Here is a 22,064-nt window from a genome sequence, read left to right on the forward strand (position 1 = left end):
TTTAATTTCACACAAGTTCTTCCATTAAATTGTAAAGTCTCTTAGCCGCGTCAGGTATACCCAGTTTTTTTGCTGATTTTTTCATTTCGACCATTTTCTGATCATCCATTATTATGTGATCTATGCATTCAATCAGCTTTTTACTTGTTAATTCTTTTTCTAATACGAGGACTGCTGCCCCATGATCACTCAATGCTCTTGCGTTTTTTTCTTGATGATTATTTGTTACATAAGGACTTGGAATTAAAATACTAGGAATTCCCAAAGAAGTTAATTCTGCTAGTGTTGTTGCTCCTGATCTGGCAACGGTTAAATCTGTTCCAGCAAGAACCTCAGGCATATTATGTACAAACGGTTTAATCATAACGTTTTTCGGATTTCCTATTAAGTTAACTTCCCTCTTTACTTCTTCATAATGAACTTCCCCAGTTACATATAATATCTGATAAGGTTTTTCGCCAAGTTCGGTTAAAGATTTTAAGATCGCTTCATTGATTGGTCTGGCTCCTCTGCTTCCGCCTACAATTAATACGAGCGGGACATTGGTTTTTAAACCAACCGAAAGTCTCCCCCTAATCCCATCCTTCCCTAGAACCTCTGATGCACGAGGATTTCCTGTTAAGACGACTTTTTCTTTTGGGAAGTACTGCTTTGCTTCATCAAAACAAACTGCCACTCGGTCAACATATTTACTTAGAAATTTATTTGTTAAGCCAGGGACGCTATTTTGTTCATGAATAATTGTCGGTATGCCTAGCTTTGCAGCAGCATACACGACAGGACCACATACATAACCACCTGTTCCAATAACAACATCTGCCTTAAACTCTTTCAGCATCCTTTTACTCTCACGCACTCCTTTTAAAAACCGGAGCACGGTTTTTATATTTTCAAATGATAGCTTTCTTCTAAACCCTGTTATATGTATCGATTGGAAAGGAATATTTTCTCTTGGCACAATTGTACTCTCTAATCCTTTTTCAGTACCAATATATAAAAATTCCACGTCTTTTTCTTCTTTTTGTATTTCCCGAATAAGGGCTAGTGCAGGGTATATATGTCCACCTGTTCCACCGCCGCTAACAACAATCTTCATCTTTTCACCTCAAAAGTCGAGTAAATTATATAAATAAAATAGAGCCTTCACTTTCCACTATTCTACTATATAAAAACCTATGATTAAAAACAGAAAACGTTTTGATATGTAAATGTAATAAATTTTAGGTATATCATCCTGCATTATGTCTTTTTTATTAAATGAAACTTCAATCAGTGGGGGTTTTCTTCATCCCCCACTGATTGTTAGTTGAACTAATCGGGCATTTACGGCCTGTTGATCCACACTTAGTGGGGATCTTACAGCCTGTTAATCTGCGATAAAAAATAAAAAGAAACCCTGTTACACAGGGTCAGGTCTTAAAATCTTGAGTAACGGCTTATATTCAATAATACGCCGATGGCCATCAGCATAAGGGTTAATGAAGATCCCCCATAACTTAAAAAAGGAAGCGTAATACCAGTAACAGGCATTAATCCGGTAACAACTCCAATGTTAATCATAACCTGAATGGCCACCATAGCCACTACACCTACTGCAAGAAAGCTTCCATATAAATCCGGTGCCCCAAGCGCAATCCTTATACCCCTCCACAACAGCAGGGCAAATAATATGATAACGAATGAACCGCCAATAAACCCAAGCTCCTCCGACAAAATAGCGAAAATAAAATCTGTTTGCGGTTCAGGCAAGTAAAAAAATTTCTGCCTGCTTTGTCCAAGACCTAATCCGAATAATCCTCCTGGACCAATTGCATATAGGGATTGAATAATTTGAAAGCCGCTTCCTAAAGGATCTTCCCATGGGTCTAAGAATGATGTAATCCGTTTCATCCGATAAGGAGCCGAAAGAACAAGACCTACAAATCCAGATAGACCAATAAGTCCGAGTATGACAAAATGGCGAATCCTTGCACCAGCAATAAAGATCATAACAATGCAAGTGCCGACCATCACGGTCCCTGTTCCTAAATCAGGCTGAAGCATAATGAGTCCAAAAGCTAAAAATACTAATCCCAAAGAGGGAACCAAACCTTTTTTAAATGAAGTAATCAGCTTCTGCTTTTCAGATAAAAATTTTGCTAAAAACGAAATCATCGCAAGCTTCATAAATTCAGAGGGCTGAATAGAAAAAGCACCTACACCAATCCAGCTCCTAGAGCCATTTCTTTCATTTCCAATCCCTGGAATTAATACGATTATTAATAAAACAAAGCAGATAATAATAATAACTTTAGCCCATGTTCTCCAAGTCCAGTAATCAATGTTCATAATGAAAAACATGGCTGCAATCCCAACCGCAGCAAATAGCATCTGTCTTTTCGCAAAGAAGAAGGAATCATTAAATTTATACTCTGCCCATACAGCACTCGCACTGTATACCATTGTTAGCCCTACAGCAAGCAATGTTAGTGTGACGATTATTAATATTAGATCGGGAGTCGTTCTTTTTGTTGGCAACTAAAACACCTCGAATGCAAGTTTTTGGGCTTTGTAACGAAAGCTTTAACTCGCATACAAGCGAATAAGATGACTCACCATGCTGTATCTCTAATAAATCGTGTCCAAGCCCTCACTTAAGCATATGCACCGCTTGTATAAAAATGTCTCCCCTGACCTCAAAAGTTTTGTATTGATCCCAGCTAGCACACGCGGGTGATAAAAGAATCACATCCCCTGGATCAGATAGCTGGTAGGCTGCGGGTACGGCTTTTTCCACATTATCGACACGCTTAATTGTTTTTATTCCTGCACTTTTCGCTGCACGTTCGATTTTTTCTGCTGTTTGTCCGAATGTAACAACAGTTTTCACATTCTTTAAAAACGGAACTAACTCATCAAATTCATTCCCGCGATCCAATCCACCAGCCAATAGAATAATCGGCTCTTTGAAGGCAGCAATTGCATTTTGTGTTGCCAGCATATTCGTTGCCTTTGAATCATTGTAAAATTTTCTTTCCTTAAATTCAGAAATAAATTGCAGACGATGCTTAACTCCCGAGAACGTATTCAACACGTTAAATATTGCTTCATTACTTACACCTGACAGCTTTACCGCTGCAACTGCCGATAAAATATTCTCTAAATTATGTGCTCCAGGTAAAAGAATATCCTTTGTTTCCATTACTGGTTCATCATTAAAATAAATCCAGCCTTCACGAATATAGGCTCCAGCCTCCAATATTCGTTTTGTTGAAAAAGGAATAATACTGGCATTAGACTCTTTCGCAACAGCCATCGTTTCCTCTTGCTCAGCATTGACGATAAAAAATTCATTGGATGTCTGGTTTTTAGTAATATTTGCTTTTGCTTGTACGTATTCTTTTCTTGTCCCATGATAATCGAGATGTGCATCGTAAAGATTAGTTAATATTGCGATTCTTGGGTTAAATGTCTCAATCCCCATTAGCTGAAATGAGGAAAGCTCAATAACAATCGTGTTTTCAGGAGCAGCTTTCTGGGCAACTCTGGAAGCAACCGTTCCAATATTCCCTGCGATAAGCGGGAGCTTTCCCCCTTTTTTCAGCATGTCAAAAACAAGCGTGGTTGTCGTTGTCTTTCCGTTCGTTCCAGTGATAGCAACAAAGGGTGCCTCCGATATTTGATAAGCAAGCTCCACCTCTGTAATGACAGGGATCCCCATCTCAATCGCCCTTTTAATCATTGGATTGTGATAAGGAATACCTGGATTTTTGACTACTAGCTGAAAGCCTTCATCAAGTAATTCTACAGGGTGTCCCCCACAAATCACCGTAATACCCTGTTCAAGAAGCTCTTGTGCTTCAATATTCTCTGACAGCGGCTTAAAATCGTTTACGGTTACAAATGCACCAAGTTTATGTAATAGAGAGGCTGCAGCAACCCCGCTTTTTGCTAGTCCCAGGACTAGTACTTTTCTATGAAGATAGTGATTAACCTGTTTCAATTACATCCACACCTCGATATAAATTGCAAGAATTGCACAAAGTAAACCAACAGTCCAAAACGTAACAACTACACGCCACTCTGACCAACCTACTAACTCATAGTGGTGATGTAATGGACTCATGCGAAAAATTCTTCTTCCCGTTGTTTTAAAAGAAATAACCTGCAGAATAACCGAAAGGGTTTCAATGACAAATACCCCACCAATTATTATTAATATGATTTCAAGCTTTGTTAAAATCGCAACTGCAGCAATCGCTCCACCTAATGCAAGCGAGCCCGTATCTCCCATAAAAACCTTTGCAGGATGGGCATTAAAAACCAGAAAGCCTAGTACAGCTCCAGAAACAGCTACAGAAAAGATCGATATTTCAAATTGAGATAGATTCCACGCCAAAACAGCAAACGCTCCAAAAGCGATTGCTGCTGTTCCTGAAAGAAGACCATCTAAGCCATCGGTAAGATTAACAGCATTTGAAAAGCCAACGAGCCAAAAAATAATAAAGAAAACGTAAAACCATCCTAATTCAAAGGAGTAGTCTGTTAATGGGATATGAATCGCAGTTGAAAACTCATTTTGTCTTAGAACAAGATAAAAAATGACGGAAATGACAATTTGACCGAGCAATTTTTGCAATGAAGTCAATCCCAGGTTTCTTTTCATAACTACTTTAATAAAATCATCTAAAAAGCCAAGTAAACCAAAGCCAAGTGTTACTAGCAGGAGCAAATAGATTTTCATTGTTGGCTCAGAGAATTTACCAGTCATTACCAAGGTTGTAACAGTAATGGAGAGAAGAATCATGATTCCCCCCATAGTTGGCGTTCCTGATTTTTTCAGATGAGACTGCGGACCTTCCTCCCGAATACTTTGCCCGAACTTTAACCTCCGTAAGAAGGGAATAAAAAGTGGAGAAAGTAATGCAGAAATTAAAAAGCCCATGATAATTGTGAAAATAATAACCTTCTCCATCATTTCGCTCCCTCCTTTCCGATCTGGAGCCGTTCCTTTACTGTACGTATTTTTTCCGTCATTACAGCAATATCATATGTTGATTTTGTTTCTTTCAGACGCACTTCATCTAAAAAAAGGAAATTTGTCACTTCTTTTCGTGTTTGTTCCATTTTTCTTAAATTTTCTATATATAGTTCCATCATGTCCTTTAAGCCTTTCAATAAGTCATTTGTTATAAAAATTGGAAAATGATTTGGGGTATAAGAAGGAATATTTTCTTTCTCATCCCACAGGGCAGCAATTGCTCCATTTTCAATTGCCTGACTCAACTTCCCTGAGCAATCTTCAAAAGGAATAAATAACCCCTTAGGCTGCAATACCGCTGAATTCGACGCGACCGTATGAAAATACAGCTCATGATCCTGTATCCCATATTTATTTGGAAACAGTTTCGCTAAATCACCATACGTTAAAAACATTTTATCGCCCCTCTATCGCCTCTTTTGCTACTTCTCGATCATCGAAATGGATGATCTGATTTCCTATTAGTTGATATGTTTCATGCCCTTTCCCAGCAATTAGAATAACATCCCCTTCATTTGCAGCTTTCACAGCATAATATATAGCCTCTTTCCGATCAGCAATTAACTTGTATGGATGTCCTTGGACGCCTTCTTCCATATCCTTTAAGATTTGATTCGGGTCTTCACTTCTCGGATTATCAGATGTAAAAATCGGATCTGAGCTAAAGCGGCAAGCAATTTCAGCCATAAGCGGGCGTTTCGATCGATCTCTATCCCCACCACAGCCTACGATAACAAAAACTCTTTTCTTCGCGAACTGCTTTACTGTCGAAAGAGCATTTTTTAAACTATCAGGCGTATGAGAATAGTCGACTATAACGGAAAAGTCCTGTCCGGCATCTACTGTTTCAAAACGTCCAGAAACCCCCTGTACTTCCTTGATTGAATGAATGATCTCCTCAATGGATATCCCAGTAGCGATGCCTGCTCCAATACTTGCAAGCACATTATACACACTGAATTTACCGATCAATTGCATTGATACGGTATGTACCCCAAACGGACTTATTAATTCAAATGTTGTTCCAGTAGACGTCATCTGAATATTTTTTGCTTGAAGATCTGCTTTGTGATCAATTCCGTATGTTAAGATATGTGCTGCCGTTGCCCTAATATACGATTTAGTTGCTTCATCATCGTTATTTAATACTGCAAATTTAGGAGGATTATGAGAAAAACAACTGCCAAGCTGAGAAAATAGCAGCCCTTTTGCATTTTTATAAGCTTCCATTGTTTTATGATAATCTAAGTGGTCCTGGGTTAGATTTGAAAATACAGCAATATTAAAGTCACACCCATGAATTCGTCCTTCATCAAGGGCATGAGAAGAAACTTCCATCACTGTAGAGCTTACCCCTTCATCTACCATTTGTTTGAAAATTTTCTGCAGGGTTAAACTATCAGGCGTCGTATTTTTCACTTCATATTCTTTTCCATCAATTTTTGTATACATCGTTCCAATTAATCCTGTTTTTTTACCTGAATCAGAAATAATCTTTTCAATTAAGTGACTAATAGTTGTTTTCCCATTTGTACCAGTAATGCCAATTAAATGGAGCTCCCTGCTTGGCTGTCCCAAAAAGGCATCAGCTAGCACTGCCATGGCTCGTTTTGAATCTGGAACAACAATGACAGGAACAGTAAGGTTCATATCCTTTTCAGCAATAATTGCAGCTGCTCCGTTTTGAACAGCTAATCCTGCATAGTCATGTCCGTCAACGTTATATCCTTTAATACAAATAAACAGGCTGCCTTTCTGGATGTTTCGACTGTCGTTTTCTATTGAAGAGATGTCTGGGTTATCTCCGCTATAAGTCTTATATGGCTGCAAATAAGAAATGAGCGTATGTAATTTCATTTCAATCAACCCCACAATCATCGCGATTTTCATTTTACATGAAAACTATCTTTTTAGCTATTTGTTTATAACTGGAAAAAGGCGTGTAAATACGGACGGCATAGACGCCGCCCCATTAATAAATTTATTCCTCATCAAAATATAGTCGAATCGTTGAGCCTTCTTTCAATTTTATGCCTGCTTCTGGCGTCTGTTTCACTACTTTATTCCCTGATCCGCTTGCATCTATTTTCAAATTGATAAATAATTCACCTAATTCTTGTTTTGTTATTCCAACTAAGTCAGGCACTTCAATCATCGGAACATCAGGCCATTTATATTTTTTCTCTATTTGATCTTTTCTAGGTTCAACACCCATCGCTCTTAAACTATCCTTCATGATATTCCCTACTATCGGAGCAGCAACTACCCCTCCAAATTGCATGGTTCCTTTTGGATTATCAACAGCTACGTATACAACAAGCTCAGGATCATCAGCAGGCGCAAATCCGATAAATGATACAATATGATTATTTTCTAGGTATTTTCCATCTTTCGCTTTTTGTGCTGTCCCTGTCTTGCCGCCCACTCGATACCCTTCAATAAATGCATTTCCACCCGTTCCTTGAGCAACAACACTTTCTAATGCGTACCGAATTTTATCTGAAGTGTCCTTGGAAATCACTGTTCGTTTCGCGTTAGGCGTTTTCCTCAACACAATTTCCCCTGTTTTAGGATCAACCAGTTCTTTTGCAACATATGGTGTATACAAGGTACCACCATTTATTGCTGCAGAAACGGCAGCTACCTGCTGGATCGGTGTGACAGAAACCCCCTGTCCAAAGGCAGTTGTTGCTTGTTCTACAGGACCTACCCGATCAAGATTAAACAAGATTCCCGTTCCTTCTCCTTGTAGATCAATCCCTGTTTTTTCTCCAAATCCAAAATCCTTAATATATTTAAACAGTTTTTCCTTTCCCAGACGTTCCCCAAGTTCAACGAAGCCTGGGTTACAGGAATTTTGGACAACTTCTAGAAATGACTGACTTCCGTGTCCGCCTTTCTTCCAGCATCTTAAGCGTGCCCCACCGACTTTTACATAGCCAGGATCATGAAAATGATCTTTATCTAAGTCAACCTTCCCTTCCTCCAAAGCGGCAGCTAAAGTGATAATTTTGAAGGTCGACCCTGGTTCATACGTACTCCAAATTGGCAGATTCCGATTAAAAATATCTGAGGAAACATTTCGGAAATTTGCAGGATCAAAACCTGGTCTGCTCGCCATCCCTAAAATTTCCCCGTTGTTAGGATTCATTGCGATAGCGATAATACCATCTGGATTATACGTCGCTTCAGCAATATCTAATTCTCGTTCCATAATGGTCTGAACCTTCGAATCTATTGTAAGTCTTAAATCTAAACCATCGACGGGCGGCTGATAATCATCCGCCATATCATTCATCCGCTCGCCCTTTGCATTCGCATAAAACTGGACAGATCCCTTTTTCCCCTTTAATTCTTTATCATAGTATAGCTCTAGTCCCATTAGTCCTTGATTATCAATTCCCGCAAAGCCAAGCACATGTGATAAATAGTCCCCGAAAGGATAATGGCGTTTAGAATCTTCGCCAATATAGACTCCTTCAAGATTTAATGCCCTGATTTCCTTTGCTTTCTCATGAGAGATTTTTCTTCCGCCAGATATCCTTACGTACATTTCACTCTTTGTAATGTCAGCTTGAATTTTTTCTTTAGAAGCATTTAGAACGGATGCTAATTTCTCCGCTGTAACTTTTGAGTCCTTTACTTGTCTTGGTACAACATATATCGTTGGTGCACTCACATTTGTTGCAAGAGGCACCCCGTTTCGATCCACTATTTCTCCTCTTTCCGGCTCAAAAGGAATATTCCTGCTCCATAACTCCTTCGCTCCATCAGTTAGAGTCGTGCTTAGAAAAAACTGTACATACCCAAGACGTAAATCAATAATAAAGAAGACAAGGATTCCAACTACTAATGCGATCATCAACCGTTTTCTTACTGTTACATTGGAAACACGCATGCAAGAACGAACCTCCTTAGATTATGGCTCGTTCCAATATATGCTTGTACCTTTTTGAATAGAATATTTAATCTTGAACTTCAACGCTTTCTTCTTCGGAAACAGCTTCATCTCCGGCAACTTCTTCTTCTTTTGTCTTCATGTATTTCTTACTCGGAAGCTCCAATTCAACAATTAAATAATCTCCTTCTTTAAATGTTGATCCTGGTTTTAGATTTTGCTTGACAACATAGCCATTGCCAACTGAATTCAACTCTAAATTGCCTAATTTAGCAACCTTCATGACGTCCCTTAATGACCAGCCTGTCATATCAGGGATTGTTTGCTCATTATCTGTTAATAGAACGACATTCTCCCCTGCCATCAGTTTCGTATCTTTTGCAGGAAGTTGATCGATAACTTTTTTCCCCTTGCCCATTATAATTGGGTTTACACCTTTCTTACTAAGTATATTTTTCGCTTCCTCAGTAGATGCCCCAATCACACTTGGAATTATTTCGTATTGAACTTTCGCCTGTTCTTTAGGCTCGATATTTAAATATTGGAGACTGCTCTTCATAACTGGTTTAAATATATCTGCGACTGGCTGAGCACCACTCGTATGAATATCGATTTGCGGCTGCTCGACTGCTACATACACGATTAATTTTGGATCATCGGTCGGAGCCATTCCTAAAAAAGAAAAGAAAAGATTTTGACGTCCAGTTAAATATCCTCCTCCTGGTTTCGGAATTTGTGCTGTACCTGTTTTTCCAGCAACTTCATAGCCCTCAATATTAAATAGTTTATAGCCAGTCCCTTTTGGAGAGGACACAACATCCTCCAATATTTTCCTTACTTCATCTGCGGTTTTAGCAGAAATTGGATTGCCCGCTACTTCTGGTTCTGTTTTTTCTACTGAATCTTTCTTATTTGGATCAACAATTTTACTAATGATATGGGGCTTCATCATCTTTCCACCATTTGCGACAGCTGTTGCCGCTTGAACCTGCTGAATTGGAGTGATTGTTGATGCTTGGCCGAAGCCTGTTGTTGCTTTATCCCGTGGCCATTCATATTGAATTTTCCCTGCAGCCTCATTTGGCAATTCAATGCCAGTAGGTTGATCCAATTTAAATTTCGATAGATATTCTCTGAACTTCTCATATCCTAGCTTTTCTTTTACAATTTTTGCAAAGGCAACGTTTGATGAACGAAGAACACCTTCATAGTACGATATTGTTCCCCAACCTTGTCCTCTATTATGGTCACCGACAGGTCTCGATTTTGGATCTACAGCATATCGGCCTGATTTATATAAATCATTCGGATTAAAGACTCCTTCTTCAATTGCCGCAGCTAATGTGAAAATTTTCATTGTTGAGCCGGGTTCAAAGGAGTTCTCTACTGCTTCGTTATGCCATGTCTCAGAAATTCCTTCCTTTGTCTTCGGATGAAAAGAAGGTCTTTGTGACATCGCAAGAATTTCCCCTGTTTTCGGGTCTGCAACAATGGCAATCATCTTTTTAGGCTTGTATTTTTCATTCACTTTGCTCATTGAATCCTCAAGGAATGTTTGGATTTTCTTATCGAGTGTTAAATAAATTTCCTTTCCATCAACAGCAGGTGTTACTTTTTCCTTGCTGTCCGCTAATAAATATCCCCAAATATCACTTTCATAATTAACTTTTCCATTTTTCCCCGTCAGGACATCGTTTAGGCTTTGTTCAAGTCCTAACATGCCGACTGTTTCTGTTTTATTATCTTCGTTTTCCTTCTTCTCCACATATCCGACTAAATGGGACGCAAAAACTCCATTTGGATAGAATCGTTTCGTATCCTTAATAAAAGTGATGCCCGGTAGTTTTAACTCTTCAATTTCCCGTTTCTTTTGATTGGATAAGTCTCTTCCTGCTTTTCCAAACTCTACTTGGAAAGGCTGCTCACCATCATCATTTAATTTCGTTAAGAGTCTATAAATCTCCGACTCTTCCATATCAATTACTTTTGCAAGCTCTCTTGCCGTTTTATCCGGATTGACTACATGCTTTGGATTTTTTTTATTCGTTGTCATGCTCTTGTCTAAAATCGCAATCAATTTATATGAGTTTGTATCGGTTGCAATGACTTCTCCATTTCGATCATAAATGGTTCCACGCTTCGCTTCAATTGTTCTTTCCTTTTCATACTTTTGCTGAGCTTTTACCGCAAGTGTTTCTCCACCGGCCTCCCCAGTTACCTGGATAGAAATAAAGCGATACAGTAAGACAAAAAAGAGCAGACCAAATATTACAAATAATATCGCTGCTCCAAAATTAATATTCGGCTGTTTTTTAATCATTAATCTTGCACAACCTTAACATTATTTTCATTTAATTTAAGACCTAATTCTTTTGCTTTTGACCAAATACGTTCGTATGTACTTAGCTCGCCGACTTGCATTTCTAGATCACCATTCACTTTTTGCTGCTCTTGAATCATCTTTTTTGTATCCTGGATATTTTTGTTCACTCCGTATATATCCGCTTGATTAGAAACGATGTGAACTGCTCCAAAACAAACAATCCCCGTAAAAATAATTCCCAAAATCTTTTCGCCAGGAGAAAGCCATGGACTTCTTACCTTTACTTTTTTTGGTGCCTTTACCATTTGTTTCTGCTGCTCATGATGTTGCTCTTGTTGGAGCTTTCGCGCTAAGTTACCCATAAATTCCCTCCTGTTTCAATTTGTTTTTCAAAAATCTCATAGCTTCTCAGCGACACGCAGCTTTGCAGATCTTGCACGATTATTATGCAGAAGCTCCTCTTCAGATGGAAGAGTCGGTTTTCTTGTAATTAATTTTAAAATGGGCTTATACTCTTCCGGAATAACCGGCAGCCCTGGTGGCAGATTAGGTGTCTCGCTTGCTTTTTTAAATGCAGCTTTACAAATTCTATCCTCTAGCGAATGGAAGGTAATTACGCTAATTCTTCCACTAGATTTAAGTATGTCAATTGCTTGCTCTAATGACTTTTCAAAAACTCCCAATTCATCATTAACAGCAATTCGAATCGCCTGAAAAACCCGCTTTGCCGGATGTCCGCCCTTTCTTCTTGCAGGGGCTGGGATGGCTTCTTTTATAAGTTCAACAAGCTCACCAGTTGTTTCAATCGGAGCTGTTTCCCTTGCCGCCTCAATTTTCCTGGCAATTTGCTTCGAAAATTTTTCTTCTCCGTATTTAAAGAAGATTTTCACTAAATCTGAATAACTCCAATGATTAACAACATCAAAGGCTGAAAACTTTGCTTCCGTATCCATCCTCATATCCAGAGGAGCATCATGATGATAACTGAATCCTCGCTCAGGGGTATCTAATTGCGGAGATGAGACACCTAAATCATATAAAACTCCGTCAACCTGCTTAACTCCTAGATGTTCTAACTCTTCTTGAAGATACTGAAAATTACTTTTAATAATTGTTATTCGATCTCCATATTTAGCTAGCTTTTCTTTTGCATGCGCGATTGCTGTATCATCCTGATCAAAAGCATAAAGTTTGCCTTTATCTGAGAGTTTAGACAAAATCAATTCACTATGCCCTGCTCCTCCTAGCGTACAATCCACATAGGTTCCGTCAGGATGAATGTTCAGACCATCGACCGTTTCCTCTAATAACACTGTTGTATGTTCAAACATAGTTGTCCACCTTTCTGGAGGCTTTTCGGCCATTAAATATCAAACCCAATCATATTCTCTGCAATCTCGGAAAAAGATTCCTCTGAATCGGAGAAATAATCTTCCCAAATTCCCTTGCTCCAAATTTCAATACGATTCGAAACACCTAATACGACACATTCTTTCTCAATTTTTGCATATTGCTGGAGCGGGGAAGCAATATTTATTCTTCCTTGTTTATCAATTTCACATTCAGTAGCACCTGAAAAGAAAAAACGAGTGAAGGCTCTGGCATCCTTTTTCGTTAGCGGCAATCCTTTAAGCTTTTCCTCTAACAATGTCCATTCATCTTTCGGGTAGCCAAATAAGCATTGATCTAGGCCACGAGTCAAAATAAAGGCTTCTCCTAGATTGTCACGGAATTTGGCAGGCACGATTAAACGGCCTTTGCTATCAACGTTATGATGATATTCACCCATGAACATGCCCACTAACCCCACTTTCTTACTCAAGCGTACCACATTCCCCCACTTTCCTCCACATATTTTTTATATTCTATTAAAAGTTGAAATCCCCTTTTCAAATCTTAGAATTTCACCATATTTCCGTTCGTCTTTTCCCTACAAAAGAATGCACGTAGTTTGTTCCACTTCTTCTCTTCAACAAAAAAAGACTGCACCAATTAAGAGATGCAGTCTTTTTTTGTTGATATTTATTATTTTATGTTTATAGAAAAGATCCATCTTTTAGTTAAATCCGAATGATTTTATGTGTCCCATCAAAAATAAAACTGCAATTAAGAAGGTCGCTAATAAGAGTGGGTCCATGCTGATTAATAAAGAAAAAACTGTTTAGCGTTCTCTCCTGTGGTGATCCTGCTGGCCACAAGGCATTTTCTACCCTCTCAAATTTATTAATAACGACTTCGTATTTCTTTTGTACAGACTGCTCCAATTTATTCTCCATAAACACGATTTGATCAAATACTTTTCCTTGATTCTTATTAAGTAATGGAAGCAGCCCTTTATTTTCCGTTGTTACATAAGCCTCTAGCTTTCCATAATTAAGAAGCAAATCTTGTTTCATTTTCTCAAATAGCTTATCAAGATTTTCATCTTTTAAAGTTTGAAGGAAATCTCTTTTTTTCTTTTCCGTACCTACTATTAATGTTTCACGTAAATCCAATCCAAGTTCATCCATATCTGTTTCAACTGAGCGATCCAATAGTGTGATGTTTAGACGCGGCACAATCGGGGGCATTTTCAACTCAAACCATTCGAATGCCTGTTTAAGTTCTGCCCAGTAGGCTATCTCACCAGGTCCAGCAATGAAGGAAAGTGTCGGAAAAATCCACTCTTGCATTAATGGTCTCGTAACAACATTATTGCTGAGATTTTCCGGAAATTCACCGGCTAATTCCAGCATCTGCTCAATTGTCAATTGAATTTGGCCATCTCTACCGATAAATAGGTTGTTTTCATCATCATAATCAAGCAATATCCTTTCATGATTTTCTCGATCATAATAAAAAAGATTTGCTGCTTGATCGCTTATGTCAATCGTATGTTCGAATCCATTCGATTTAAGCACCTTTTGCTGTGCCTTTACTTCTTTTGTGATTTCCTTACAATTTTTTATTTGCTTAATAAAGAATTCTTTTTCTAGTTTGCGGATATTCTCATCACCTGAGTCAATGATCAATAACCCGGAATCTTTAAATAGATGCATAACAATCCATGCAAAAAAATCTACAAAGGTTTTTGATTCATGAATAGCCTTTTCAAAAACAAGGAGTAAGTCCTTTGTATAGGCAGTTTCACCAAATGATTTGATGATCCCTTCAACCCATTGATAACAAAGATCATGGTTCAAATCAATAGCTGAAACCATCCTTTTATCAAGCACTTTTTCTGGATAAATCTTTTTTTCTATTTTGTTGTTTCTTTCAACAAATACATGGTTCACTTCTTGATAATCATGATCCTCACCAGCTATCCAAAACACAGGGACAACCGGAACATTTAATTCTCTTTCTTTCTGCTTAGCGAGAGCAATGATCGAAATAATTTTATGTATCGTATATAAAGGGCCAGTTAATATCCCAGCCTGCTGACCACCAATAATAACCGTGCTATTTTCTTCCTTTAATTTCTCAATTGATACTTTAACCTTCTCCGATGTAGGAAATTGATCCATGTATTCTTCAATATGTGCTGCAAGCTCATTCCTCATATACGAACGCTGCTGTATTTCGGTTAATCTTTTTTCATATTCTAAATGATCATTAAATCGATAATGAAAATAGCGCTGAATTTCTGGTGTCTGTTCCAGATATTCAGTTGCAAACCGGTTCGTAGCCGGTAATGAGAGATTTAGAATCTCCATTTTTGAACTTCCTTTCTTATCATTAGTTTTCATTCCATTCTCTCTTAAATCAAATGGAGGTTTTTCATATCTCATTATTACCATAAGAGTATATCATTGTCCGTAATGAAAAGAAAAAAGTTTGTCTTGCACGATTTTAAAGTAAAGTACTCTAGTCACTGCTTCTAAAAAATAGAAATATTATTGCATAGCAACAAATGTATTCACACTTTGCACAAGTCCGATGATCGTTAGAACGATATATGCCATAAAAAATATAAGAAAATTAAATCGCCAATAGCCTCGGAAAACACGCGAGAAATCAATTTCCTTCTTGACTTTCCAAAAAATAAGGACAAAAACAATGGCGATGATCAGCATAAATAAAATAATAATCCAAAAATAATTATGCTCCCATATCGTTAAAATTAAATGATGAACAGAAAAAACAAATAATAATGTTGTGATATCTAATGCAATATGTACAGAGCGACGATGTTTTTTTGTAATTTGTTTACAAATAATAAAGATTAGCAAATATCCTAATAGCGGAATTGTTACAAAGGTAGCAATAATTGATGAAAAAATAGACCCCATTCTAATTCTCCCCCCCTTCATACTCCTTTCCCTTTATCAGATGGTAGTAGTTTTCTGAAAACGGAGCATCCAACTGCTTTTCCTTTGCCATTTCAAGAACAAAGCCGAGAATCGCATCAATCTCTGTCGGACGATGTTCATCCAGATCCTTTAGCATAGATGAACGGTTTTCAGATGTTTTTCTGCAAATATCTTCTAAATGACGAAAGGTTTTTTCCTTATTACTAATATTCAAAATTGTACTCAGTTCCTTAAAATATTCTTTGAATAAATAATTAAAATGAGTATTTTTAAGGAGCATTCCATTTTTCACATTTAACACAGCTGTCAAAGGATTAATTACTGCATTGACAATCAGCTTTTGAAGCAGCATTTCGTTCCAGTCTTCTTGAAATTTAAATGGAAAGTTCCGAATAGGCATTGCTAATAATTCTGCTAGTTCAGATACGTTATTCCCTCGATAAACCGATAAATTAATTAGGCCATCTCCTGTATGTATGACATGATTGTCTTTTATTTTATTTGCGCCATGCTCTGTTGTACCAACGGCAATTGTTTTTGCATTTAGCTCATTCAGCAGTTTCAAATGTCCCATCCCATTTTGGAGAAACAACAATGTACAGTTCTTCAATCTATTTGATTCTCTAAATTTTTCGAGTACTGAAGGGAGTTGGTACTGCTTAACCGCTACAATTATTAGCTCTTCTTCAGCACTCCAGCTTGAAAACAATGAAACATTAATCGTTTCATTGATCAGTTTTTTTTTCTTTTCAAAAAATAGACCTTCTGCTGCCATTTTATCCATCTGCTTTTTTGAGCGGACATAAACGCGAACTTCATGATGCTCCGTTAAATAATGAGCAAGCAACAGGCCAATAGAACCTCCACCAATAATCCCTATTTTCATAATTACCTCATATTTATTAAGTATTTAGTCATATTTTAACAGAAAACTAAAAAATGATGGGAAGAAAGTTAAAGAAAGCCTTTAATGAAAGTAAAAAGACTCCTTCCTATCGAAAGAGGAAGGAGTCAAGAAGGATTATACCGGATACACTGGATGTTTACGCACACTAAATGTTAATTCCTTCGTTTCATATAAATTGAATCTTTGTATAAGTACATTTCTTAAATCAAACGGAGAGACAATATCATCAACGATTAATTCAGAAGCTAGTTTATAAATATCAATATGCTCACTGTATTCTCGCTGTTTTTCTTGAATATAAGTTATTTTTTCTTTCGGATCCTCTATTTTCTCGATTTTATTTGAATAAACTGCATTTACTGCCGCTTCAGGACCCATTACAGCAATTTGTGCCGTAGGCAAAGCAATACAACAATCTGGTTCGAATGCAGGGCCTGCCATAGCATATAATCCTGCTCCATATGCTTTTCTAACGATTACTGATATTTTCGGAACAGTTGCAGAACTCATTGCTGCGATTAGCTTTGCTCCATGACGGATAATTCCAGCCTTTTCAACTTTTGTACCGATCATAAAACCTGGCACATCAGCAAGAAATAGCAATGGAATATGGAATGCATCACATAGCTGAATAAATTTCGCCGCTTTATCAGCAGAGTCAACAAAGAGAACTCCGCCTTTTACACGAGGCTGATTAGCAATAATCCCTACTGTTCGTCCGCCTATTCGCGCAAGACCTGTAATGATTTCAGCAGCAAAAAGTTTCTTTATCTCAAAAAAACTGTCTTCATCTATTAATGCATCGATACACTCATACATATCAAATGGAGCATTCTGATTTTTAGGAATGATTTCCTCTAAATCACGCCCTTGTTTTGGTTCTATTGGATCATTTTTCTTAGGCATCTCTTTAAAATTCGCAGGAAAATATGTAAGATAGGTTTTCGCAAGTTTAATCGCTTCTTCTTCATTCGCTGCTAGAATATCGCCACACCCGCTTACAGAGCAATGCATTCTTGCTCCACCCATTTCTTCAAGGGTAACTTTCTCACCAATTACTTTCTCTGCCATCCTTGGTGAACCAAGGTACATAGATGCATTTTTATCAACCATAATCACAATATCACAAAAAGCCGGAATATACGCTCCTCCAGCAGCAGAAGGACCGAATAATAAGCAAATTTGCGGAATCATACCTGAAAGCTTCACCTGATTATAGAAAATACGACCTGCTCCGCGTCGATTCGGAAACATCTCCAGTTGGTCAGTAATTCTTGCACCAGCAGAATCAACTAAATAAAGGAGGGGCACCTTTAATTTTTCTGCTGTTTCTTGAATACGAATGATCTTCTCCACCGTTCGTGCTCCCCATGAGCCTGCTTTCACCGTAGAATCATTCGCCATAACACAAACAGTTTGCCCGTATATCTTGCCAATTGCTGTAACGACTCCATCTGCTGGCAAATCCTTTTCAGCACAATTCGCAAATTTCCCATCTTCTTCATAGATCCCATTATCAAAAAGGAGTTCTAGCCGTTTTCTAACAAATAATTTATTTTGTTCCTGCAATTTTTCATGATACTTCGCATGCCCACCCGCTTCAATTTCACGGTTTTTTCCCTTAAGTTTTTCTACCAAAGTATTTACTGTCGTCATTTCAATCCTCCTCCTTGCCTTATAAGTTAATCATCATCATTTTTACTCCAGAACGAGTAACACATCTCCTTCATTCACAAAATCGCCAATATTCACTTTCACTTCAGATACTTTCCCCTCTATTTGGCTCTCGATAGGAATTTCCATTTTCATAGATTCAATCATTAATACCTCTTGACCAGAAGTGATCTCGTCCCCGCCTCCAACCATAATATTTAAAACCGTTCCAGCCATTGATGATGTAATTTCTTTCATAATCTATTTCTCCTATTCTGTAATTAATGTTTTATTTGTTAAAAAGCTTGTGGAATAATTACCATTGATGAAATCTGGATCTTTTAGAATTCCCTTAAATAATGGAGCGTTTGTTTTAATCCCTTTAATAGTTAAACCCTTGAAAAATTGCTCTGCTCTTTCAAGAGACTCTTTTCTTGTATCCCCATAAATAATACATTTAGCAATCATTGGATCATAATAAGGAGTAACCGTTGATCTTGATGCATAGCCCGCATCTACTCGTATTCCTTGAAATTCCTTCCATGTAAACTCTTCCATAATACCTGGTGATGGGAGGAAGCTTTTTGGATCTTCTGCATATAAACGAAACTCAATTGCATGCCCTTTTTGCTGTATATCCGTTTGTGCAAGCGGAAGCTTCTCTCCTCGTGCGACAAGAATTTGCCATTTCACCAGATCTAGGCCAGTTACCCCTTCTGTTACAGGATGCTCTACCTGCAATCTTGTGTTCATCTCAAGAAAATAAAAATTCTCTTGTTCATCAACAATAAACTCAATGGTGCCAGCATTTCTATAATTTACTGCTGTGGCAGCTTTAATAGCCGTATCATACATTTTTTGCTTGGCTGAATCTGATAAAAATGGAGAAGGCGATTCTTCCACAACCTTTTGATGCCTTCTCTGAATGGAACAATCTCTTTCAAATAAATGAACAATATTTCCGTAATTGTCACCAAATACTTGAACTTCCACATGTCTTGCATTATTTATATACTTTTCTACAAATACCTCTTCAGAGCCGAAATATGCTTTTGCACGAGCCTTTGTTGAACCAAACGACTTAGCGAGCGCTTGCTCATTTTCACAGCGCACCATTCCAATCCCGCCGCCTCCGCCACTAGCTTTCAGCATGACAGGGTAACCCATTGATTCTGCAAGTCTTACGGCTTCTTCAAGTGTTGAAGTTCCTTCCTCACTGCCTGGTACGACTGCCACACCTGCATCCAACATTGTCTTTCTTGAAACAATTTTATCTCCCATTAAATCTATGGTATCTGGATCTGGTCCAATAAAGATGATACCCGCTTCCATGACAGACCTTGCAAAATCTGCATTTTCTGAAAGAAAGCCATAGCCAGGATGAATCCCATCGACATCTTCATTCTTGGCAAGCTCAAGGATAATCTCAGATCGTAAATAGGATTTATTTACAGCAGGTTCACCAATATTAAACGCATATGTTGCCTCTTTGACAAATGGCATATCTGAATCAGCATCAGAATAAACTGCAACTGTTTCGATTCCCATTTGATGGCAAGTATTCATAATCCGTAAGGCGATTTCTCCCCTGTTTGCAATTAGTATTTTCTTCACCCAAGATCCCCCTTCTATCTTTGATGTTACATTTAAAAGTGATATACACTTTTAGCATAGAAAGATTCCCATTTTAATCACTATTTTCTTAATCTTCCTATAATACAATATATTTCTACAATCTTTTCTCTTTTTCCTGCTAATTTTGAAAACGCTTCCGATTTTTTTATAGACTTTAATTGGAACTAGCTATATAAGGGCAGAATTTTTTATTTCTTTGTTATATAATAAGAATTATAGAAAGATACATTTTCATCGAAATTTTAACTTAAATAGAAATAATTAATTTATTCATCAATTGCTGCAAAGAAGGAGAGGAAAGCGAAGATGTATAAGGTTGAAAAATTAAAAGTAAATTACAAAACTCTTGAAGAATTTAAGAAATTTAGAGAATACGGTTTACAAGAACTTTCAATGTTTGAGGACCTTGAAGCTAACATTATTGAAGATGATAGCGTTTCTCCTTTCTATGGGATTTATTTCGGGGACAAACTTGTTGCTAGGATGAGCCTTTATCAAGTAGAGAAAAAATTCGACCGCTACTTTGATCCTGCTCAAGATTATTTAGAGCTATGGAAGCTCGAGGTGATTGCTGATTATCAAAATAAAGGGTATGGGAAAGCACTTGTGGAATATGCAAAAAGCTTTGGGCTTCCTATTAAAACAAATCCAAGAGTCAAATCTAAAGACTTTTGGGATAAAATGGGCTTCTCGTCTGTTGCTTATGAAATGGAAAGAGATCGCGGAGAAAACCCACTTGTTTGGTACCCTGATGGCGTTAAGGAGCAATTACATTAGATAGACCTTTGCGTCAATATTAAAGCGGACAATGTATATGTCCGCTTTTCTCATTTATAAACCATTCTTAGTTATCCTTTATACTTTTTGCTCATGATCTTCATTTTTTAATTCAACAAGCTTTCTCGCTCTTTCCATTATATTTATTAATGCTTTGTAATCCGCTTGAATAGAGTTTAAGTCTTTTAGTAATTTTTCATTTTCCGAAGCAAGGTAATACAATTGCTTTTCAAGGTTTTGAATCCGTTCTTCATTCGTTTTAATATTTTCATCCTGCAAGCTTGACTGTTCAGCCTTTTCATATAAATCTTTTAAGTAAGTAACTAATTCCTCAAAATCCCACACCTTCTTCTCTTCCTGAGAGGCGACAACCTCTGCTTCAAGAATCTGGTCTGTATCTTGCTGTTTATCCTCTAAGGTCTGATTATTTTGTTTTCTTTCTTTTCTTTGTCTTTTTGCAAGTTCAATTCCAGATTTATATTGTTTTCTAACATATGAGTTCCATCTAAAGCCGCATGCAGCAGCTGTCCTTGTTAGTTCTTTGCCAACTTTTTCAAATGCTTGCAGCTGTGTTCCTCCTTCTCTTATATGGCGGAGCACAATTTCTGCAAGCAGCAAATCTTCATCATGAGTCCATGCATCTTGTCGAGTTGATGACATCAGTTCATCCTCCTAGTGTTTTTTATTAATAATATGCTTATGCTAGAAAAGATAGAATGATATCCTGTTTGAAACTTCACAATTATCTTTGTTTTTACTTTTTCAAAAATTTATCTACTTGCTTATGATGAGCTTCCCCTTCCCACAATATCGCACAATTTCTGACCTCCTGCTTCACTCTTTCCTCCACTCTTGTTTCTGTCCATTTTCTTATAAACATCCTTTTATAAGATTTTAATACATCCCCTTCTAGTACTAGCATTTTATTTAAAAAGGATTGGCAGCTTTCTAGTGGATCACCAGTATATAACGATTGGAAAAAGCCCATTTCTTTTAATTCATCACTACTATACAAACGAGCCTCCATTAGCATTTTCATTGCATTTGCAGGAGACAGCCTTTCAGAAAGGAAGGTTCCGCCGCCCCAGCCTGTAGTGATTGCGAGTGTCCCTTGAATAAAGCCAGCCTTGACATCCTTCCTTGCAATCCGAAAGTCACAAGCAGAAGCAAGTTCACAGCCTCCTCCAACAGCAATACCATTCAGCAGTGCGACAGTTGGTTTTGGTAAGAAAAACAGTCGAACTAGTAGCTCAGACATTCGGTCTAACATCTCAAATGCCTCATCTTCGGTTTTTAATTGGTGAAAGGAAGATAAATCTCCTCCTGAACAAAATGCCCTGTCACCTGCACCAGTTATAACTAACGCTTTAATTCGATCCTCCACTGCCACTTTCAGTGCTTCTCCTAGCCCATCCATTACTTCATAATTTATGGCATTTCTCTTCTCAGGTCTATTAATTGTAAAGACTGCCAATCCGTTCTCATGTACTTCTAACACATATGGTTTCATGAAAATCTCCCTTACCTGATTTTATGTATATAATAACAAAACGACAAAA

The 22,064-nt window shown here is 37.6% G+C and carries 20 protein-coding genes; 1 reads left to right on the forward strand and 19 read right to left on the reverse strand.

The window, feature by feature from the left end:
* Nucleotides 1-7: 7 nt before the first annotated feature.
* From murG to FI644_RS25360, 17 genes are all read right to left on the reverse strand, one after another.
* Nucleotides 8-1,096, reverse strand: a complete 1,089-nt coding sequence (gene murG, locus FI644_RS25280) for an undecaprenyldiphospho-muramoylpentapeptide beta-N-acetylglucosaminyltransferase (RefSeq protein WP_053475575.1) — start codon at nucleotides 1,094-1,096, stop codon at nucleotides 8-10.
* A gap of 320 nt (nucleotides 1,097-1,416) precedes the next feature.
* Nucleotides 1,417-2,517 (reverse strand): stage V sporulation protein E, encoded by a 1,101-nt coding sequence (gene spoVE, locus FI644_RS25285; protein WP_053475574.1) that lies wholly within the window; start codon nucleotides 2,515-2,517, stop codon nucleotides 1,417-1,419.
* Nucleotides 2,518-2,629: 112 nt separating this feature from the next.
* A complete protein-coding gene (gene murD, locus FI644_RS25290) occupies nucleotides 2,630-3,982 on the reverse strand; it encodes a UDP-N-acetylmuramoyl-L-alanine--D-glutamate ligase (RefSeq protein WP_053475573.1) in 1,353 nt (450 codons plus the stop codon).
* Nucleotides 3,983-4,957 carry a phospho-N-acetylmuramoyl-pentapeptide-transferase gene (gene mraY, locus FI644_RS25295; RefSeq protein WP_053475572.1) on the reverse strand — a complete coding sequence of 325 codons (975 nt, stop codon included), beginning with the start codon at nucleotides 4,955-4,957 and terminating at the stop codon, nucleotides 3,983-3,985.
* Complete coding sequence (locus tag FI644_RS25300) at nucleotides 4,954-5,415, reverse strand: hypothetical protein (RefSeq protein WP_142108951.1); 462 nt, start codon at nucleotides 5,413-5,415, stop codon at nucleotides 4,954-4,956. The genes mraY and FI644_RS25300 overlap by 4 nt, the downstream gene beginning before the upstream one ends.
* Nucleotide 5,416: 1 nt before the next feature.
* Nucleotides 5,417-6,877, reverse strand: coding sequence for a UDP-N-acetylmuramoyl-L-alanyl-D-glutamate--2,6-diaminopimelate ligase (locus tag FI644_RS25305; RefSeq protein ID WP_053475570.1), 1,461 nt, complete (start codon nucleotides 6,875-6,877; stop codon nucleotides 5,417-5,419).
* Between the two features lie 124 nt (nucleotides 6,878-7,001).
* Complete coding sequence (locus tag FI644_RS25310) at nucleotides 7,002-8,918, reverse strand: stage V sporulation protein D (protein WP_053475569.1); 1,917 nt, start codon at nucleotides 8,916-8,918, stop codon at nucleotides 7,002-7,004.
* Between the two features lie 67 nt (nucleotides 8,919-8,985).
* The gene (locus FI644_RS25315; RefSeq protein ID WP_053475568.1) at nucleotides 8,986-11,238 is read right to left on the reverse strand and encodes a penicillin-binding protein; all 2,253 of its coding nucleotides are present in this window, start codon (nucleotides 11,236-11,238) and stop codon (nucleotides 8,986-8,988) included.
* Nucleotides 11,238-11,603, reverse strand: coding sequence for a cell division protein FtsL (ftsL, locus tag FI644_RS25320; protein WP_053475567.1), 366 nt, complete (start codon nucleotides 11,601-11,603; stop codon nucleotides 11,238-11,240). The genes FI644_RS25315 and ftsL overlap by 1 nt, the downstream gene beginning before the upstream one ends.
* A gap of 36 nt (nucleotides 11,604-11,639) precedes the next feature.
* Nucleotides 11,640-12,572, reverse strand: a complete 933-nt coding sequence (gene rsmH / locus FI644_RS25325; protein WP_053475566.1) for a 16S rRNA (cytosine(1402)-N(4))-methyltransferase RsmH — start codon at nucleotides 12,570-12,572, stop codon at nucleotides 11,640-11,642.
* 32 nt (nucleotides 12,573-12,604) lie between these two features.
* A complete protein-coding gene (gene mraZ, locus FI644_RS25330) occupies nucleotides 12,605-13,036 on the reverse strand; it encodes a division/cell wall cluster transcriptional repressor MraZ (protein WP_053475565.1) in 432 nt (143 codons plus the stop codon).
* Between the two features lie 265 nt (nucleotides 13,037-13,301).
* Nucleotides 13,302-14,969, reverse strand: coding sequence for a bacillithiol biosynthesis cysteine-adding enzyme BshC (gene bshC, locus FI644_RS25335; protein ID WP_231690049.1), 1,668 nt, complete (start codon nucleotides 14,967-14,969; stop codon nucleotides 13,302-13,304).
* Between the two features lie 147 nt (nucleotides 14,970-15,116).
* Entirely contained in the window at nucleotides 15,117-15,512 is a 396-nt protein-coding gene (locus tag FI644_RS25340; RefSeq protein ID WP_053475564.1) for a DUF3397 domain-containing protein, read from the reverse strand.
* Nucleotide 15,513: 1 nt separating this feature from the next.
* Complete coding sequence (locus FI644_RS25345; RefSeq protein ID WP_142108952.1) at nucleotides 15,514-16,419, reverse strand: 2-dehydropantoate 2-reductase; 906 nt, start codon at nucleotides 16,417-16,419, stop codon at nucleotides 15,514-15,516.
* 135 nt (nucleotides 16,420-16,554) lie between these two features.
* Nucleotides 16,555-18,096 carry an acyl-CoA carboxylase subunit beta gene (locus FI644_RS25350; RefSeq protein WP_053475562.1) on the reverse strand — a complete coding sequence of 514 codons (1,542 nt, stop codon included), beginning with the start codon at nucleotides 18,094-18,096 and terminating at the stop codon, nucleotides 16,555-16,557.
* Nucleotides 18,097-18,138: 42 nt separating this feature from the next.
* Nucleotides 18,139-18,351, reverse strand: coding sequence for a biotin/lipoyl-containing protein (locus FI644_RS25355; protein ID WP_053475561.1), 213 nt, complete (start codon nucleotides 18,349-18,351; stop codon nucleotides 18,139-18,141).
* 12 nt (nucleotides 18,352-18,363) lie between these two features.
* Nucleotides 18,364-19,707, reverse strand: a complete 1,344-nt coding sequence (locus tag FI644_RS25360) for an acetyl-CoA carboxylase biotin carboxylase subunit (protein ID WP_053475560.1) — start codon at nucleotides 19,705-19,707, stop codon at nucleotides 18,364-18,366.
* A 327-nt stretch (nucleotides 19,708-20,034) separates the two neighbouring features.
* Here FI644_RS25360 and FI644_RS25365 point away from each other — a divergent pair, with 327 nt between their 5' ends.
* A complete protein-coding gene (locus FI644_RS25365) occupies nucleotides 20,035-20,505 on the forward strand; it encodes an N-acetyltransferase (RefSeq protein ID WP_053475559.1) in 471 nt (156 codons plus the stop codon).
* Nucleotides 20,506-20,583: 78 nt separating this feature from the next.
* On the opposite strand, the gene FI644_RS25370 is transcribed toward FI644_RS25365, so the two are convergent.
* Both FI644_RS25370 and FI644_RS25375 read right to left on the reverse strand, forming a co-directional pair.
* Complete coding sequence (locus FI644_RS25370; RefSeq protein ID WP_056684032.1) at nucleotides 20,584-21,165, reverse strand: RsfA family transcriptional regulator; 582 nt, start codon at nucleotides 21,163-21,165, stop codon at nucleotides 20,584-20,586.
* 94 nt (nucleotides 21,166-21,259) lie between these two features.
* Complete coding sequence (locus FI644_RS25375; protein WP_053475557.1) at nucleotides 21,260-22,015, reverse strand: enoyl-CoA hydratase/isomerase family protein; 756 nt, start codon at nucleotides 22,013-22,015, stop codon at nucleotides 21,260-21,262.
* Nucleotides 22,016-22,064: the final 49 nt, after the last annotated feature.

Source organism: Cytobacillus solani, assembly GCF_006704205.1.
Taxonomy (GTDB): Bacteria; Bacillota; Bacilli; order Bacillales; family Cytobacillaceae; genus Cytobacillus; species Cytobacillus solani.

Excerpts from the sequence above, each read along its gene's own strand:
- murG (WP_053475575.1), bottom strand. The coding sequence starts at position 1,096 with ATGAAGATTGTTGTTAGCGGCGGTGGAACAGGTGGACATATATACCCT.
- mraY (WP_053475572.1), bottom strand. The coding sequence starts at position 4,957 with ATGATGGAGAAGGTTATTATTTTCACAATTATCATGGGCTTTTTAATT.
- FI644_RS25300 (WP_142108951.1), bottom strand. The coding sequence starts at position 5,415 with ATGTTTTTAACGTATGGTGATTTAGCGAAACTGTTTCCAAATAAATAT.
- FI644_RS25305 (WP_053475570.1), bottom strand. The coding sequence starts at position 6,877 with ATGAAATTACATACGCTCATTTCTTATTTGCAGCCATATAAGACTTAT.
- FI644_RS25310 (WP_053475569.1), bottom strand. The coding sequence starts at position 8,918 with ATGCGTGTTTCCAATGTAACAGTAAGAAAACGGTTGATGATCGCATTA.
- FI644_RS25315 (WP_053475568.1), bottom strand. The coding sequence starts at position 11,238 with ATGATTAAAAAACAGCCGAATATTAATTTTGGAGCAGCGATATTATTT.
- ftsL (WP_053475567.1), bottom strand. The coding sequence starts at position 11,603 with ATGGGTAACTTAGCGCGAAAGCTCCAACAAGAGCAACATCATGAGCAG.
- rsmH (WP_053475566.1), bottom strand. The coding sequence starts at position 12,572 with ATGTTTGAACATACAACAGTGTTATTAGAGGAAACGGTCGATGGTCTG.
- mraZ (WP_053475565.1), bottom strand. The coding sequence starts at position 13,036 with ATGTTCATGGGTGAATATCATCATAACGTTGATAGCAAAGGCCGTTTA.
- bshC (WP_231690049.1), bottom strand. The coding sequence starts at position 14,969 with ATGAAAACTAATGATAAGAAAGGAAGTTCAAAAATGGAGATTCTAAAT.
- FI644_RS25340 (WP_053475564.1), bottom strand. The coding sequence starts at position 15,512 with ATGGGGTCTATTTTTTCATCAATTATTGCTACCTTTGTAACAATTCCG.
- FI644_RS25345 (WP_142108952.1), bottom strand. The coding sequence starts at position 16,419 with ATGAAAATAGGGATTATTGGTGGAGGTTCTATTGGCCTGTTGCTTGCT.
- FI644_RS25350 (WP_053475562.1), bottom strand. The coding sequence starts at position 18,096 with ATGACGACAGTAAATACTTTGGTAGAAAAACTTAAGGGAAAAAACCGT.
- FI644_RS25355 (WP_053475561.1), bottom strand. The coding sequence starts at position 18,351 with ATGAAAGAAATTACATCATCAATGGCTGGAACGGTTTTAAATATTATG.
- FI644_RS25365 (WP_053475559.1), top strand. The coding sequence starts at position 20,035 with ATGTATAAGGTTGAAAAATTAAAAGTAAATTACAAAACTCTTGAAGAA.
- FI644_RS25370 (WP_056684032.1), bottom strand. The coding sequence starts at position 21,165 with ATGTCATCAACTCGACAAGATGCATGGACTCATGATGAAGATTTGCTG.
- FI644_RS25375 (WP_053475557.1), bottom strand. The coding sequence starts at position 22,015 with ATGAAACCATATGTGTTAGAAGTACATGAGAACGGATTGGCAGTCTTT.